The sequence below is a fragment of the Nonomuraea sp. NPDC049269 genome, assembly GCF_043197155.1.
In the GTDB taxonomy this organism is placed as follows: Bacteria; Actinomycetota; Actinomycetes; order Streptosporangiales; family Streptosporangiaceae; genus Nonomuraea.
In genome coordinates, this window is sequence record NZ_JBICSO010000002.1 from 1,030,974 (window position 1) to 1,046,039 (window position 15,066).

Genomic DNA, 15,066 nt, shown 5'->3' on the forward strand with positions numbered 1-15,066 from the left:
AGATCGTGGTCCCTTCAGATCCTGCCTGAGGCGTCGAGTCCGGATGCTGTCGGCAGGCTCTCCAGGATCTTGCTCTGGATCCGCTCGGCCAGCGCCGCGATCCGCGGTCGATCGAAGAGGTCATGCGGCGAGACGTCGACGTCGAAGGCGCCGCGGATCCTCGACACCAGCCGAACGCTGCTGATGGAGTCGCCGCCCAGGTCGAAGAAGTTGTCCTCGATCCCGATGTGGTCGATCGCCAGCACCTCCGACCAGATCCGGCACAGCGCCTCTTCCGTCGGGTTGCGCGGAGGCAGATACTCCTTCTCGGCGTCGTCCTGGTAGCCCGGCGCGGGCAGCGCCTCGCGGTCGAGCTTCCCGTTGCGGTTGAGCGGCAGCTTCGCCAGCGGTACGAAGGCGGACGGAATCATGTAGTCCGGCAGGAACTCCGCGAGATGCCCGCCGAGCTCGCCGCCGGAAGGCGTGGGGGCGCCGGGCGGCGACACCACGTAGGCGATCAGGCGTTTGTTCCCGGCCTCGTCCTCGTGGATGGTCACGGCCGTCTCGGCCACGCCCTTGTGCCGGGACAGGACGTTCTCCACCTCTCTCGGCTCCACCCGGAAACCGCGGATCTTCGCCTGGTCGTCGGCCCGGCCGGCGAACTCCAGCGTGCCGTCCGGGTTCCAGCGGACGAGGTCCCCGGAGCGGTACAGCCGGGCGCCCGGCGGACCGAACGGGTCGGCGACGAAGCGCTCGGCGGTCAGTCCGGGGCGGCCGACGTAGCCGCGGGCCACGCCGTCGCCGCCGATGTACAGCTCGCCGGTGACGCCGACCGGAACGGGGGAGAGCCGCGCGTCCAGCACGTAGACGCGGTCGTTCGGGATGGGCAGCCCGATCGGTACGTTGCCGTACTCCGTCCCCGGCTCCACCGGGAACAGGGTGACGGCGATGCTGCCCTCGCTCGGCCCGTAATTGTTGACCAGCCTGCGGCCCCGTGACCAGATTCTGGCCAGCTCGGAGGTGAGCACCTCGCCACCGACCCGGATGAACTCCAGACCGGACAGCGCCTCGGCGTCGAGGGCCGGCAGGACGGTGGGCGGCATGGTCACGGCCGTCACGATCTTCGTACGCAGCTGCTCGATCAGCTGCGCGCCGCCGTACCCCGGAGCCGTCACCGGAGCCACCAGCGTGGCCCCGCTCACCAGCGTGGTGAACAGATCCAGCGAAGCGGCGTCGAAGCTCATCGGGCAGAGCTGGAAGACCCTGCTCTCCCGGGTCAGCCACAGGTCGCACACCGCCACGACCGTGTTGTACAGCGAGCGATGCTCGACCATGACCCCCTTGGGCTGCCCGGTCGAGCCCGAGGTGTACACGACGTAGGCGAGGTCGCGCGGCCCGCCGGTGTTCGGCGGCGGAGCATCCGGGCACTGGGCGATGGCCGGCCAGTCCCGGTCCAGGCACACCGTACGGGCACCGGCCGCGGACAGGTCGGCGACGAGCCGTTCATGGGTCAGCACCACCGCCGGCTGGGACTCGGCCAGCATGACGCGCAGCCGTTGCGCCGGATAGTCCGGGTCCAGCGGCACGTAGGCGCAGCCGGACTTGAGCACGCCGAGGATCGCGACGACGAGGTCCAGGCTGCGTTCGACGGCCACGCCGACCAGCACGTTGCCGGTGACGCCCAGGCCGGTCAGGTACTGGGCGAGCCGGTTCGCCCGCGTCTCCAGCTCCGCGTAGGACAGCCGCTGCTCACCGCACTCCACCGCGATCGCCTCCGGCCATCGCCGGGCGCCTTCGGCGATCACCTCGTGGACGCGGCGCTCGATCGAGTAGTCGGCCGTCGTGCCGCTCCACTCGTCCACGATCATCCGGAACTCCGCGCCGGTGAGCATGGGGATCTCGCCGATCACCTGGCCGGTGTCTGCCACGAAGGAGGCGAGCAGGGCCAGGAGGTGCTGGGAGATCCGGTCGATGGTGGTGGCGTCGAAGAGCTCCGGGTCGTAGAGCAGCCGCATCGACAGCGTCTCGTCGGGGAAGACGCTGAGACCGATGGGGTAGTTCGTACTGAATTCGGGGTTGAAGGAGACGAGGTCGAGGCCGTCCGCTGTCGTCCGACGATCGAACGGGTAGTTCTGGAAGACCAGGACGCTGTCGAACAGGTTGACCCCGGCCGGCACGTCGCTCCACGACTGCACCCGGGGAAGCGACACCGAGCCGAACTCCCTGGCACTCGCCTGTTCGCGCTGCGCTTCGCGCAGCCAGGGCAGCAGCTGACGGCGGTCGTCGACGTCGATCCGGATGGGCAGGGTGTTGATGAGCATCCCGAGGATCGAGTCCGCTCCGTCCAGGTCGGCGGGCCGTACGGACACCGTGGTGCCGAAGCACACGTCCCGCTCGCCGCAGTGCCGTGCCAGCAGGATCGCCCAGGCGCCCTGGACCAGGGTGTTCATCGTCAGCTTGGTGCGCTGCGCGCAGGAGACGATCTTCGAGGCCAGCGCCTCCGGCACCTCCACCTGGACCGATTCCGTCGCCCGGGGCCGGTAGCCCTCCCCGGGCTGCCGGTCGAAGGAGAGCTTCGTGGGCGTGTCGAAACCGGCGAGCTTGTCCCGCCAGTACGTCTCCGCGGCCGGTTCGTCGTGCCGATCCAGCCATTCCACGTAATCGCGGAACGCCCTCCGGGGGGCGGGCGCCGCGGTGCCGCCGTAGTGGGACAGGACCTCCCCGAGCAGCTCGGCGGCGCTCCACCCGTCCACCAGGATGTGATGGACCGACCAGATGACCTCGACCCTGGTGTCGGTCAGCCGGATGATGGACAGCCTGCTGAGCGGAGCCTGGGTGAACTCGACGCCGGCGGCCCGGTCCGCGGCGATCAGCCGGCGCAGCTCGCGTCGCCTGTCGTGCTCGGGCAACGATCGCCAGTCGGCGTGGGTGATGGGCAGCGTGGCCCGCTCGTACACGACCTGGAGCGGGGTGTCGACGTCTTCCCAGACCACGGCGGTGCGCAGGATCGGATGGAGATCCGCGGCATGCTGCCACGCCCGGCCCAGCGCCTCCGGGTCGTCCACGCCGTCCAGCACCACCTCGAACTGGATGAGGTGGAGGCCGGAGTCGCGCACCATCAGCGCGTCGAACAGCATGCCGCTCTGCATCGGTGTCAACGGGTAGACATCGGCCACGTCGACGCCGCCTGTCGCCGGCGGCAGTTCGGCGGCCGGCCGGTCGGTGGCGCGGCGGTGCTCGTCCACCGGAGCGGGCAGCGGCTCGGCGGCCGCCGCCAGCTCGGCGATGGTCTGCTTGACGAAGACGTCCTTGGCGGTCAGGCGTACGCCGCGGGAACGGGCTCTGGACACCACCTTCATGTTCAGGATGGAGTCGCCGCCGAGGGCGAAGAAGTCGTCGGTCACGCCGACGTGCTCGATCCCCAGCACCTCGGACCAGACGTCGGCGAGGATCCGCTCGACGTCCGTACGCGGAAGCACTGCTTCGGCAGCGGGCCGTGGCGCGGCGTCGGGCGCGGGGAGCGCCCGCTTGTCGATCTTCCCGTTGCTGGAGATCGGCAGGCTGTCCAGCACGATGAAGCGGGACGGGACCATATAGCTCGGCAGCCGCTCGGCCGCGAAGCGCCGCAGCTCCATCTCCTCGGCCTCGCCGGCCACCACGTAGGCGATCAGGTTGCGCGTCCCGTGGGAGTCGTGGACCGTCACCACGGCTTCGGCGACCCCGGGGTAGCGGCGCAGCGCCGTCTCGACCTCGCCCAGCTCGATGCGGAAGCCGCGGATCTTCACCTGGTCGTCGACCCGGCCGACGAACTCGATGTCCCCGTCCGCGCTCCACCGCACCAGGTCGCCGGTCCGGTACATCCGGCTGCCCGCGCCGAAGGGGTCCGCGACGAAGCGCCCGGCCGTGAGCTCGGGGCGGCCGAAGTATCCCCTGGCCAGACCCTCGCCGGCCAGATACAGCTCACCCGGGGCGCCGATGGGGACGGGCCGCAGGCACTCGTCCAGCACGTACGTCCGCGTGTTGTCCGTGGGCCCGCCGATCGGCGCGACACCGGCCCGCACCTGCTCCAACGTCAGCACCTGGGTGGTCGCGAAGGTCGTGGTCTCGGTGGGGCCGTACCCGTTGAGGACGACCGTGCCGGGACAGGCCTGAAGGACCCGTTCCACCGCGGCCAGCGATGGGGCCTCGCCCACCGTCCACGCCTCCCGCAGGCCCGCGAAGCAGTCCGGCGCCTCCTCGGCGAAGAGGCGGAACAGGGCGGCGGTGAGCATCACGGCGGTCACGCCGTGGTCGGCGACCAGCCCGCGCAGCACCTGTGGGGTCAGCTCCGCCGGCGCGACCACCACCCTGCCGCCCATCAGCAGCGGGACCCACACCTCGTAGGTCGCGGCATCGAAGGCGTGCGGGGAGAAGAACAGGAATCGCTGGTGCGTCTCGGAGCGCGCGTGACGGTCCCAGGCCAGGCTCACGATGTCCCGGTGGGTCACCGCCACACCCTTCGGGGTGCCGGTGGAGCCCGAGGTGTACATCACGTACGCCAACTGCTCCGGACGCACGGTCACCGCGGGGGCGTCCGCGCGCGGCTCGGCGAGGTCCGGCTCGTCCACCACGATCACCGGGATGCCGGCCGCCCGCGCCTTCGCGCCCATGGTCCGGTCGGTGAGCAGGACCGCCGCGCCGGTGTCGCGGAGCACCCAGCGGATCCGTTCCGCCGGATAGCTGTCGTGCAGGGGTACGTAGACCGCGCCGGCCTTGAGCACCGCGAGCATCGACACGACCGCGCAGGGCGAACGGTCCAGCAGGAGGCCGACCCGGGACTCGGTGGTCACGCCCTCGGCCAGGAGGCGGTGCGCCAGCCGGTTCGACAGGCCGTCCAGCTCGGCGTAGGTGAGGATCACGTTGCCCGCCACCACGGCCGGTTCGTCCGGGTTCGCACGGGCCTGCTCGGCGATCAGCTCGGGTACGCACTGGTCCGCCGGATAGTCGTAGGCGGTGTCGTTCCACTCCACGAGCAGCCGCCGCCGCTCGGGCTCGGTCAGCAGCGGCAGCTCGGACACCGGCCGGCCAGGGTCGGTGAGCACTCCCGCCAGCAGGACCTCGAGATTGCCGGCCAGCCGCTCGATGGTCTCCGGGTGGAACAGCTCGGCGTTGTATTCGACCGACAACGCGAGGGGGCCGGTCTGTTCGGCGAAGGTCACCGCGATGTCGACGGGATTGGCCGGTGGGCCGCCCTGTACCACCATCGCGCGTATCAGGGGCTGGTGCCGTACGTCGGGCTCGGCGAACGCGGTGCGTACCGTTTCCCGGACCGTGGCCAGGAAGGCGTCGAACGGCTGTGTGCCCACCACCCGCGACCGCAGCAGGAGCGTATGAGGTGGATATTCGGTGCCCACCGCTATGTCCTCCTGCCCGGAATAACGGGCGAAGAGCACCTGGCAGGCGGCGGTCAGGATGACGAATAGGGAGGCGTCGTGACGGGCGCCGAGTTTGAGCAGTCCTTCGGTGAGTTCCGCGGAAAGCGCGAATGGATGGGACGCGGGGGAGAATTTCCGCGCCCCGGACCGGCGGCGATCGGCCGGTAGCCGGAGCGGGGTCGCCGGCAATTCCGCGGATTCCCGTGTGGACGTCAACCTATCATCGGACATGTTCGACCTCCGATAGAATTCCGCGCCGCTGGAACGGATATCAACCCCACGCGGAATTCCGAATTTATTTCACCTGGGGGTGCCAGCTTCCCGCGGAATATGCGGGAGATCCACGTCATTGACTCGGCAGCTAAACAGAGTGGTCGGGCCTCACTCGCGGGCGCCGATGGCCTCCACCGGCCTCTGCCGCATGGCGACCCGCGCGGAAATCATGATCGCCGGCCAGGCGACGAGCACGGCGGCGAGCACGATGCCCGCGTACGCGAGCGGCGGAATCGACGGCACCGGCCAGCGGCTCACGGCCACGCTGACGCCGACCAACGCCGGGATCGCGGCCAGCGTGCCGATGAGCACGGCGGCGACCACGATGATCCGCGTCTCGCGGCGCATCATCGACAGGACCTGGGCGCGCTTGGCGCCGATGAGCCGCAGCATGGCGAATTCGCGTACCCGCGCGACGGTGGCCATGACCAGGGTGTTCACCACAGCGATGGCGATGTAGCCGAGCAGGATCGCGTTGAGGAGGAGGCTGACCGCGGAGTCGCCCGCCCCGTCGCCGCTCTGCGCGGCCGTGAAGGACCCGCTGTCGGCGACCGCGGCCGTCGGGTAACGCGCCAGGGCCGAGCGCAGGTCGGTGCCCTTCGCCGCCTTGACCAGCAGCCAGGAGTCGAGATGGTCGGTGGTGTGCCGGATGACCAGGTCGTGGGGGAGAGTGACGTCGCCGAAGCCGAAGCCCTTCTCGTAGAGCGCCACCACCCGCGCCCGGACGGCGGCGCCGTCGCCGAGCCGCAGGGTGACGGTGTCGCCGAGGCCCGCGCCGATGGTGCCCGCGGCGATCCGGCTCAGCGCCACCGTCTCGCCGCGCAGGCCGGCGAGGTCGCCGGAGAGGACGCCGAGATCCATGGTCGCCTTGAGGCCGCCGGGGTCGACGCCCTGCGTCGCGAAGATCTTGTACTGCTGACTGTCGTCGGAGGTGTAGGTGGCGATCGTCTGGGTCCGGACCACCGGCGTCACCGCCGCCACACCGGCCGTCCTGCCGAGCACGCCGGCGAGCTCCGGAGACAGCCCCGCGGACCTCGGGGTCACCACGTAATCGGCGCGGATGCCCTCGACGGCCTGGCTCTGCGCGGCGGACGCCAGGGTGGTGGCGCTGAAGATCTGCGCGGCGGCCATCGTCACGCCCATGATCAGCGGCGTGGTGGCCGAGCTGAGCCGCCGCGATCTGGCGTGGGCGTTCGCGATCGCCAGGAAGCCGCTGACCTCCCCGGACCGGTTCAGCCGCGGCCCGAGCACGGAGACGGCGCCCCCGAGCAGGCGGGGGCCGAGCAGGGCGACGGCGATGACCAGCATCAGGGCGGAGCTGCTCGCGCCGTCCACGGCCGCCTCGCCGGGCAGCACGATCGGCAGGACGATCGCGGCCGCCAGGGCGGCCGGGATGAGCAGCACGCCGACCGTCATGCGGATCCAGCCAAGCTTGCGTGGATCCACCGCCGCGTCGCCGAGCGCCTCGACCGGGCTGACCTTGGCCGCGCGCCGTGCGGCGATCCAGCCGCCCATCCGGGCGCCGATCACGCACAGCACCATGGAGGCCAGCACGGGGACCGGGCCGATCACCAGCTCGAAGTCCTCGGGTAACACGCCGACCGCGGCGAAGACCTCGTGGAACACCAGGCCCAGGCCGATGCCCGGAACCGCGCCGAGCACCGCTCCGGCCACGCTGACCAGGGTCGCCTCGGCCCCGATCATGCCGAGGACCTGCTTCGGGGTCGCGCCGATCGCCCGGAGCAGCGCCAGTTCCCTTCTCCGCTGCTGTACGGACAGCGCGAGCGTACTGGCCACGACGATCACGACCACCATGACCATGGTGGCGCCGAACGACAGGGCCAGCTCGATCACGAACGAGCGCGTCGCCCCGATGTCCAGGATCTCGGCGTCGCTGCGGTCGTCGCCGGTGTAGGTCACGACCTTGGGGACGGCCTTCTCGACGTCGGCGGCGAGATCGGCGGGCTCGGCGTGCGGGGCGGCCAGGACGCCGATCGCGTCCACCTGATCCGGCCGCCCGGACAGCTGCCGGGCCCGCTCGTTGGTGAGGAACAGCGCGGACTGCCGGATCAGCCGCCCGCCCGGCGGGGTCACCAGGCCGCTCACCCGGTAGCTCGACGGGGTCGAGCCTACGGTCAACGTCACCGAGCCGCCGACGGAGACCCCTGCCCGCCCGGCCAGCCCCGATTCCAGCACGACCTCGTCCGGCGCCTGGGGCTGCCGCCCGGCGCTCAGAGTGAACGGCCCGAGCACGGCGGCCGGCCAGCCGTGTCCGAGCAGGGGAAAGCCGTCCGGCCCGTCGAGCACCCGGCCGTCCCGGGTCACCACGCTCATCGGCACGCTGACGTCACCGATCGCGGCGCGCACGCCGCGTACCCGCGCGACCTCACCGACGCGGGCGGCCGGCAATCGGACCCGCTCGCTGAACCGGGGGTCGATGTCATCGGCGATCGGCAGGGACTGGTAGGCGCCGACGACCACCGCGGCCGCCCGGTACCGCTCGGTCGGGACGCCGGAGCTGAGGCCGGTCTCCAGCAGGATCCCGCTGGCGGTGATGACCGCCGACCCGAACATCACCGCCAGGAACGCGGCGACGAAACCCCCCTTACGCCCCTTGATCGTGCTCCAGGCCAGGGACAGTGCCCGCTTCGACATCACGCGCGGCGCCATGTCACCAGTCGCCCAAACGAGTCATCCGGTCGGCGACCTTCTCCGGCGAGGCCCCGCGCAGCTCACCGGCCAACCGGCCGTCGGCCAGGAACACCACCGAGTCGGCGTGGGAGGCGGCGACCGGATCGTGGGTCACCATCAGCACCGTCTGCCCCATCTCCTTGACCACCTGCCGCAGCAGCTCCAGGATCTGCCGGCCGGTGCGGGTGTCGAGCGCTCCGGTCGGCTCGTCGGCGAACACCGCGTCCGGCTGATTGATCAACGCCCGGGCGATCGCGACCCGCTGCCGCTGGCCGCCGGAGAGCTGGCTCGGATAGCGGTCGTGCTGCTCGCTGAGGCCGACCGCCGCCAACGCGGTCCGCAGACGATCGTGCTGGATGGGTTTCTCCGCCAGGCGGAACGGCAGCGTGATGTTCTGTTCGACGGTCAACGAATCGAGCAGGTTGTACGCCTGGAAGACGAACCCGACGCGCTCGCGCCGGAGCTCGGTGAGCGCGTCCTCTTTCAAGCCGGATAACTCCGTGTCGCCCAGCCAGACCTTTCCCGACGTGGCCCGGTCGAGGCCGGCCGCACAGTGCAGGAACGTGCTCTTGCCCGAGCCGGACGGGCCCATGACCGCGGTGAACGTGCCTCTCGGCAAGGCCATCGTCACGTCGTTGAGCGCGTGTACGGCGTTGCGTCCTGATCCGTACACCTTGCCTACCGAATCCATTCGGACCGCGTACGTCGCCACCCCGCACCCTCGCAAGTATCGAATGTCGCGCCGAGTATTGCATTAAGACTAGTTCATTTTCGCCGTTCGCTGAACATGCCCGTGAACTGGGTTTTTCTCTGACGAGTCAAACAGGTAGTCGCCGGCCGGGCCGATGCGAATACTGGGGAAAGCTCGGCGTGACCCTCCGCGGCCGGCGGCTGCCGGAGTTTCGCCTGCGCATTTTCGCCGGCCAGGGCATTTAAGAATGCCTGATGAGTATCGACCGGATTGGCCGTCTGCCATGATTCCAGCGCATCTCGAACGTGCCGTCTTCGGAATTTATTCTACCTACTCCCTGCATCTCGCCGACAAGTCCGGGGTGTTCACCTACCTCGCGGACAACGCCGGCGCCACCACCGCGAAGCTCGCGGGCGCGCTGGAGACCGACGAGGAGACCCTCGAACGGCTGCTGCTCGTCCTGGCCTCGCTGAACGTGCTCGATCGCACGGCCGGCGGCCAGTACGCCCTCGCCGACGGAGTGCGGCCCTACCTCGACCGGCGGGAGCCGCGATACCTGCTGGGATTCGTCGACCATCTGCTCGGCAGCACGGCGGAACGGTTCGGCCAGTTGGCCGCCTATCTGGAGCGCGGCAAGAACGCGGTCGACGCCGACCTGCCCGCGCCGTTCGCCACGCTGTATCGCGACGAGGAGTCCACCCGGCGGTTTCTCACCGCGATGTGGCAGCTCAGTTTCCACGTCTCCCACGAACTCGCCGCGCTCGCCGACCTCGGCGACGCCCGGCGACTGGTGGACGTCGGCGGCGCGAGCGGCCCGTTCTCCGTGGCGGCCCTGCTCGCCTACCCGCGCCTCCGCTCGACCGTGTTCGACCTGCCGCAGGTCGGGCCGTACCTCGCGGAGACCGCGCGAGAGCACCGGCTCGGCGACCGGCTCGGCTTCACCGGCGGCGACTTCTTCCGGGATCCGCTGCCCGAAGGCGACTGCGTCGCGTTCGGCTACATCCTGTCCGACTGGGACGACGAGACCTGCGCCCAACTGCTGCGCAAGGCGTACGACGCCTGCCGGCCGGGCGGCCGCGTACTCGTCATGGAGCGCCTCTTCGACGAGGACCGGCAGGGCCCGCTGGCCACCGCGGTGATGAACCTGTCGATGTACTTCGAGACCCAGGGCAGGCACCGGACCCCCGCGGAGTACCTGAGCTTGCTGGAACGCGCCGGATTCACCCGCTGCGCCGTGCACCGCTCCACCGCCGACAAGCACCTCCTGGTCGGTCGGCGCGATTGACCACCGCTCGCAACCCCGTGGGGAACAGATGACCACCGATGCCGTTCGATTAACCTTCCCTGAACACAGCACAGCGCTCGCCGACCGGCTGGCCACGACCGCGCTGGCCGAACTGAGCCAGGAAGAACTGGCCGACCTGTCCCGCCGCTACGACGAGGCGCTGGCCGGTCCGGACACCGAAGAGAACGACACCATCCGCCTGCTGACGCGTCCGTTCAGCCGGCGTCTCGCCATTCCCGAGTACTACCGCTACACCGGGCTGCACGTCTTCGGCCAGTTCCTCTCCGGCCAGGACGACGCCTTCGGCGGTTGCCTGCTCGCGATGCACGCGACCCTGACCGAACTCGCCGATCTGGAACGCCGGGAGGCCTGCCGGCACGCGGTGGTGCCCGAGCACCTCGCCGAACGCCTGCTCGGCCTGCATCGGGTCATCGATCAGGTCGGTGCGATGTCCGTCGCGCCTTACAGCGCGCTGCGCGGCGCGGACCTGGTGCGTGCCGCGCACGAGGACGAACGGCTCGAACGGCAGTTGCTGCTGCTCAGGCGGTGCTGCGGATTCCGCCGCTCGGACAAGCACGACGAGCACATCTTCATCCGCTCCGTGCAGGCCTGCGAGCTGACCTTCTTCATGATCCGAGGGCTGGCCCGCCAGGCGATCGCGGTGGTCGGCCTCGACCGCGCCGAGTTCATGTTCCGGATGGGCCAGCTGATCGCCTGCTCCGAACTGCTCAAAGAGATCTTCCACGTGCTGAAGACCCTGTCGCCCGAGCTGTTCCTCGGCTTCCGGGACGCCACCGGGGACGCCAGCGCGGTCCAGTCGTTGAACTACCACCTGATGGAGCTGGTGGTGTACGGCTACGACGAACGCAAGGCGGAGACGTACGCCGGTTTCGCCCACCTCGACCTGATCAACGACCCTCGGCTGCGGGAATTCCGCTCCCTGAAGGACGTGGTCGCCGCCGGCGCGGACGCGGAGGTGGTCAGCGCGTACACGGAGGTGGAGCGGTGCCTGCTGATGTGGCGGGGCCGGCACTACGGATTCGGCCGCACCTACCTGCCGAACATGAAGGGTTCGGGCGGCACCGAGGGAGCCGGCTACCTCAAGCGGTTCATCGACAAGAGCGGCCTCTGCTCCGGCACCAGGCTGGACGACCCCGAGGACCTGCTCTCCCGGTTCGCCTTCTGCTGATCGACCGTACGAAAGAGGCCTCCGCTCTGGTTCGCCAGAGCGGAGGCCTCTTCATCGACGGCTGATCAGGTGCAGCCCTCTGTGCTCGTCGCCGTCACGGCCTTGGCGGTGTACGGGCACTGGAAGCCGATCCAGCGAAGCTTGGGCCACAGCAGCGACCACGACTCACGGGGCTGCCGGCACACCATGAACTCCTGCCCCCGGTCGGACACGGGCAGGTCGATGTCGAACTTGCCGTGCGGCTCGCACCGGGCGAACAGCTTCGAGAACTGGGCACGATCCACGCCGATCGTGATGACGACGGTCTTGTCATCGGTCGGCTGTCCGAAGTCGGCGTAGGAGTTGTGGCCGCTGTAGGCGTGCGGCAGCCCGTACTGGGGGCCGTACTTGTCCAGCGCGCCCGCCTGGCCGTAGTGGTTGCCGTAGAAGATGGCATGGGCCTGGTCCGCCGCCGGCAGCCCTCGGTAGATGGCGGCGGCCTGGGCGGTCAGCTCCGGCCACCCGGCCTGGTCGAACTGGACGATGGCGAGTTCCTGCAGCACGGGATTACCGGCATACGTCTGGATGGGGAACACCGGCAGCATCAACACCGCCGACGTCACCAGATTGAGGCCCACCGCCGCCCCGAACAGGTATTTACGCGTGACGGTCCGTGCCCATTGCTCGACCATGACACATCCGGTGGCCAGCAGCACGAACTGCAGAGCCGAGGCGTACGCCGCCTGCCCGCCGATGACGAGCAGCAGCACGACCATGAAGAGGTAGGCCACCCCGATGAACCGGTACGGACGCCATTGCGGGCGGCGCAGCAGGCCGACCAGGCCGGCGATCCACACCGGGCTCAGGAACAAGCCGATCATGAGGATCTGCATCGGGATGAAGGAGACCCTGGACAGGGTGTCGAGCGCCGTCGACAACGCCTTGGACATCTCGACCTGCGGCCAGCCGTGCATCACCTGCCACACCAGGACGGGTGCCGCGATCACCGCCGCGATGACGACGCCGGCGACCAGTTTCCAGCTACGCAGCGCCTCCCGCGGCCCGCAGAGCAGTATTCCCGCCGCGAGGGAGAGCAGGAGCAGAGCGAGGAGGTATTTGGCGTGCAAGCCGAATCCGACCACCGCGCCCATCACCAGCCACAGCCGGTAATCGCGGGTACGGGCGAGCCTGATGGCCAGCCAGCAGACGACGACCCAGACGAGCACGTCGAAATTGTTGGTGCCCAGGATATGTCCGGTGTGCAGCGCGAGACCGGACGCCGCCGCGGCGATCGTGGCGAGGAGCTGGGCTCGCTGATTCGCCCCGAGTTCGCGGGCGATGAATGCGGCGAGAATCACCACCACCCCGATCAGCAGGGCGGGCACTATGCGAAATGCCGTCAGGCTGTCGCCGAACACCATTATTTCCAGCCTGGCCACCAGCGCGACCAGTGGCGGCTGGTCGATCTGCCCCCAGTCGAGATGCTGGCTGGCCGCTCTGGTGTACAGCTCGTCGAGGTGGTAGCCGTGCCGCCCCGACAGTACGAGGAGCAGGGCTGTCAGCGCACCGGCGACGCTCAGCAGGGGCCACCATCGCACGGCGGGTAATGTGGCCTTGATCGAGGTCGGTAGGTCGGGTTTGGCTGTCGTGGTCGTCACGACATACCTCCATTCCATCGCAGCCTGGCGAAACGCAGGCCGCGTGAGGCGTGAATCAGTCGACCGTGGCCGTCGCTGCTCTCCCGATTTCTTTCTGTGACCGCAGTGGCGGCGGAGGCACCTGGCCGCCTCATGGTGTTGGACACCGGTCCCGTGCGGCAATGAAGTTGACGCGTGCAGAAAACTCGCAGGCCATTCTTTTGCGGCCGGTGGCCTTCATGGCGTGGCCCTGGCCTCCGGATTTCGCGGTCGAGTCAAAGACATAGCCGGCCGGGCGAATTCAGCAGCAAGATCTGAAGGTAAGCGCGGTTCGGCCATTGGGCGCCTCCGCGGGGACATATTCCTGCGCGTGAGGATCGGCCCGGCATTCGGGCACCAGAACAGATCGGCGGGCGCATGGCGCGACACGACCAGATCGGCGGGCGCATGGCGCGGCACGACGAGAGCACCGGGCGTACGGCGCGACGCGACGAGAGCGCCGGGGTGTCGGTGCCGGGTGGCGGCGGACGGGACGAAAGCACCGTGGTGTCGGCGGGGGACGAGCCGGTTCGGTTGTCCCGGAACCGCGACTACAACATCCTGTGGACCAGCATGTTCCTGTCGGAACTGGCCGGCGAGATCGTGTTCGTCGCCTTTCCGCTGCTGCTCCTGGCGCACTCGGCCTCGGCGGTGCAGATCGGGCTGATCACCTCGATCTTGGCGGCGGCGCGGATGGCGGTGAACGTCCCGGCAGGTGTGATCGCCGACCGGTGGGACCGCAAGAGAGTCCTGTTGCTGTCTCAGGCGGTGCGCTCGGCGGCGATGTTCAGCATCGTGATCGCGCTGCTGCTCGGGGTCTTCTCCTTCCCCCATGTCGTTCTCGTCGCCGTGATCGAGGGCGCTTTCAGCTCGGTGTTCCAGCCGGCGGAGCATGCGGCGCTTCCGCAGGTCGTACCCGGTGCCCAGTTGCCCGACGCGCTGGCGCGCAACGCGGCGCGCCCGTTCGGGGCGCTCCTGCTCGGCCCCGCGGCGGCCGGGTTCACCTTCGGGCTGCACGAGCTGGTGCCGTTCTCGATCGACGCCGGAATGCTGGCGGTCTCCTTCGCCGCGCTGACGGTGCTCCGGCTCCCTCGCCGCCGCCCCGCCGGTCAGGTCTCGCCCGGTCAGGTCTCGCCCGGTCAGGTCTCGCCCGGCCGGCCGAGCGATGACGGGCTCTTGAGCGGGTTTCGCTGGCTGTTGCGGCAGCCCGTCATCAGGACGACCGTCGTGTGGATCGTTTTCGTCAATCTCGCGTTCCACGCGCTGATCATCATCATCCTGGTCCAGTCGGGCGAGGCCGAGGTGGCTTACGGCGAGATCGGGTTGATGATGGCCTGCTTTGGCGTCGGTGGGCTGCTCGGCGCCATGGTGGCGGGCCGGCTGCACGCCGCGCTGCCGGCACCCGTGATCATCATCGGCGCGTCGTGGGTCTTCGCCGCGATGGCCGGGCTGATGGCGCTCGTGTCGCGAGGGCTCCTGCTCGGCGTGTTACTCGGGCTGGCCGCGGTGTTCTTCCCCGTCGCGAACACCACCATCGTGACCTACCAGCTCACGATCGCCCCTGACGAGATACGCGGCCGTCTGAGCGGTGTCGTCGGCCTCTGCTCCGACCTGGCCGGCACGGTGGGTCCGATGGCCGGCGGCCTGCTGATCGCCGTCACGGGCGACGGTGCGATGAGCATCCTGATCTGCGCCGCGGCCCTGGGCATCGTGGCACTCGGCGCCAACCTCAGCCCAACCCTCCGCCACTTCCCAACCCTGCGCCCCGCACCCGCCGCCCCGGAGACGTAGCCACCCGGTCTACGACCGCGCCCCCGCGTGACCACTCGGCGACCCGGGCGGTTTTTATGATCCCGGTGCCGCGGGAAAGGGGTGCCGCAGGGAAGCGG

Annotated in this window: 7 protein-coding genes; 3 read left to right on the top strand and 4 right to left on the bottom strand. The window is 69.6% G+C overall.

Annotated features, from left to right (window positions below):
• Positions 1 to 14 precede the first annotated feature (14 nt).
• The 3 genes from ACGFNP_RS14745 to ACGFNP_RS14755 all read right to left on the bottom strand — a co-directional run bounded on the left by ACGFNP_RS14745 (position 15) and on the right by ACGFNP_RS14755 (position 9,048).
• Positions 15 to 5,624, bottom strand: a complete 5,610-nt coding sequence (locus ACGFNP_RS14745) for an amino acid adenylation domain-containing protein (protein ID WP_393318593.1) — start codon at positions 5,622 to 5,624, stop codon at positions 15 to 17.
• Between the two features lie 150 nt (positions 5,625 to 5,774).
• Positions 5,775 to 8,336 (bottom strand): FtsX-like permease family protein, encoded by a 2,562-nt coding sequence (locus ACGFNP_RS14750; protein WP_393318596.1) that lies wholly within the window; start codon positions 8,334 to 8,336, stop codon positions 5,775 to 5,777.
• 1 nt (position 8,337) lies between these two features.
• Complete coding sequence (locus ACGFNP_RS14755) at positions 8,338 to 9,048, bottom strand: ABC transporter ATP-binding protein (protein ID WP_358334372.1); 711 nt, start codon at positions 9,046 to 9,048, stop codon at positions 8,338 to 8,340.
• A 283-nt stretch (positions 9,049 to 9,331) separates the two neighbouring features.
• Here ACGFNP_RS14755 and ACGFNP_RS14760 point away from each other — a divergent pair, with 283 nt between their 5' ends.
• Together ACGFNP_RS14760 and ACGFNP_RS14765 are read left to right on the top strand one after the other, a co-directional pair.
• Complete coding sequence (locus ACGFNP_RS14760) at positions 9,332 to 10,333, top strand: methyltransferase (RefSeq protein ID WP_358334375.1); 1,002 nt, start codon at positions 9,332 to 9,334, stop codon at positions 10,331 to 10,333.
• 28 nt (positions 10,334 to 10,361) lie between these two features.
• Positions 10,362 to 11,522 carry a tryptophan 2,3-dioxygenase family protein gene (locus ACGFNP_RS14765; RefSeq protein WP_393318600.1) on the top strand — a complete coding sequence of 387 codons (1,161 nt, stop codon included), beginning with the start codon at positions 10,362 to 10,364 and terminating at the stop codon, positions 11,520 to 11,522.
• A 65-nt stretch (positions 11,523 to 11,587) separates the two neighbouring features.
• Here the strand turns inward: ACGFNP_RS14765 and ACGFNP_RS14770 are convergent, their stop codons facing one another.
• Positions 11,588 to 13,159, bottom strand: coding sequence for a glycosyltransferase family 39 protein (locus ACGFNP_RS14770; protein ID WP_393318602.1), 1,572 nt, complete (start codon positions 13,157 to 13,159; stop codon positions 11,588 to 11,590).
• Between the two features lie 396 nt (positions 13,160 to 13,555).
• On the opposite strand from ACGFNP_RS14770, the gene ACGFNP_RS14775 reads away from it, so the two are divergent.
• Complete coding sequence (locus tag ACGFNP_RS14775; protein ID WP_393318605.1) at positions 13,556 to 14,968, top strand: MFS transporter; 1,413 nt, start codon at positions 13,556 to 13,558, stop codon at positions 14,966 to 14,968.
• Positions 14,969 to 15,066 lie beyond the last annotated feature (98 nt).

What these genes read in the sequence shown, in the direction of transcription:
- ACGFNP_RS14775 (WP_393318605.1), top strand. Translation starts at nt 13,556, where the DNA reads ATGGCGCGACACGACCAGATCGGCGGGCGCATGGCGCGGCACGACGAG.
- ACGFNP_RS14755 (WP_358334372.1), bottom strand. Translation starts at nt 9,048, where the DNA reads ATGGATTCGGTAGGCAAGGTGTACGGATCAGGACGCAACGCCGTACAC.
- ACGFNP_RS14760 (WP_358334375.1), top strand. Translation starts at nt 9,332, where the DNA reads ATGATTCCAGCGCATCTCGAACGTGCCGTCTTCGGAATTTATTCTACC.
- ACGFNP_RS14765 (WP_393318600.1), top strand. Translation starts at nt 10,362, where the DNA reads ATGACCACCGATGCCGTTCGATTAACCTTCCCTGAACACAGCACAGCG.
- ACGFNP_RS14750 (WP_393318596.1), bottom strand. Translation starts at nt 8,336, where the DNA reads ATGGCGCCGCGCGTGATGTCGAAGCGGGCACTGTCCCTGGCCTGGAGC.
- ACGFNP_RS14745 (WP_393318593.1), bottom strand. Translation starts at nt 5,624, where the DNA reads ATGTCCGATGATAGGTTGACGTCCACACGGGAATCCGCGGAATTGCCG.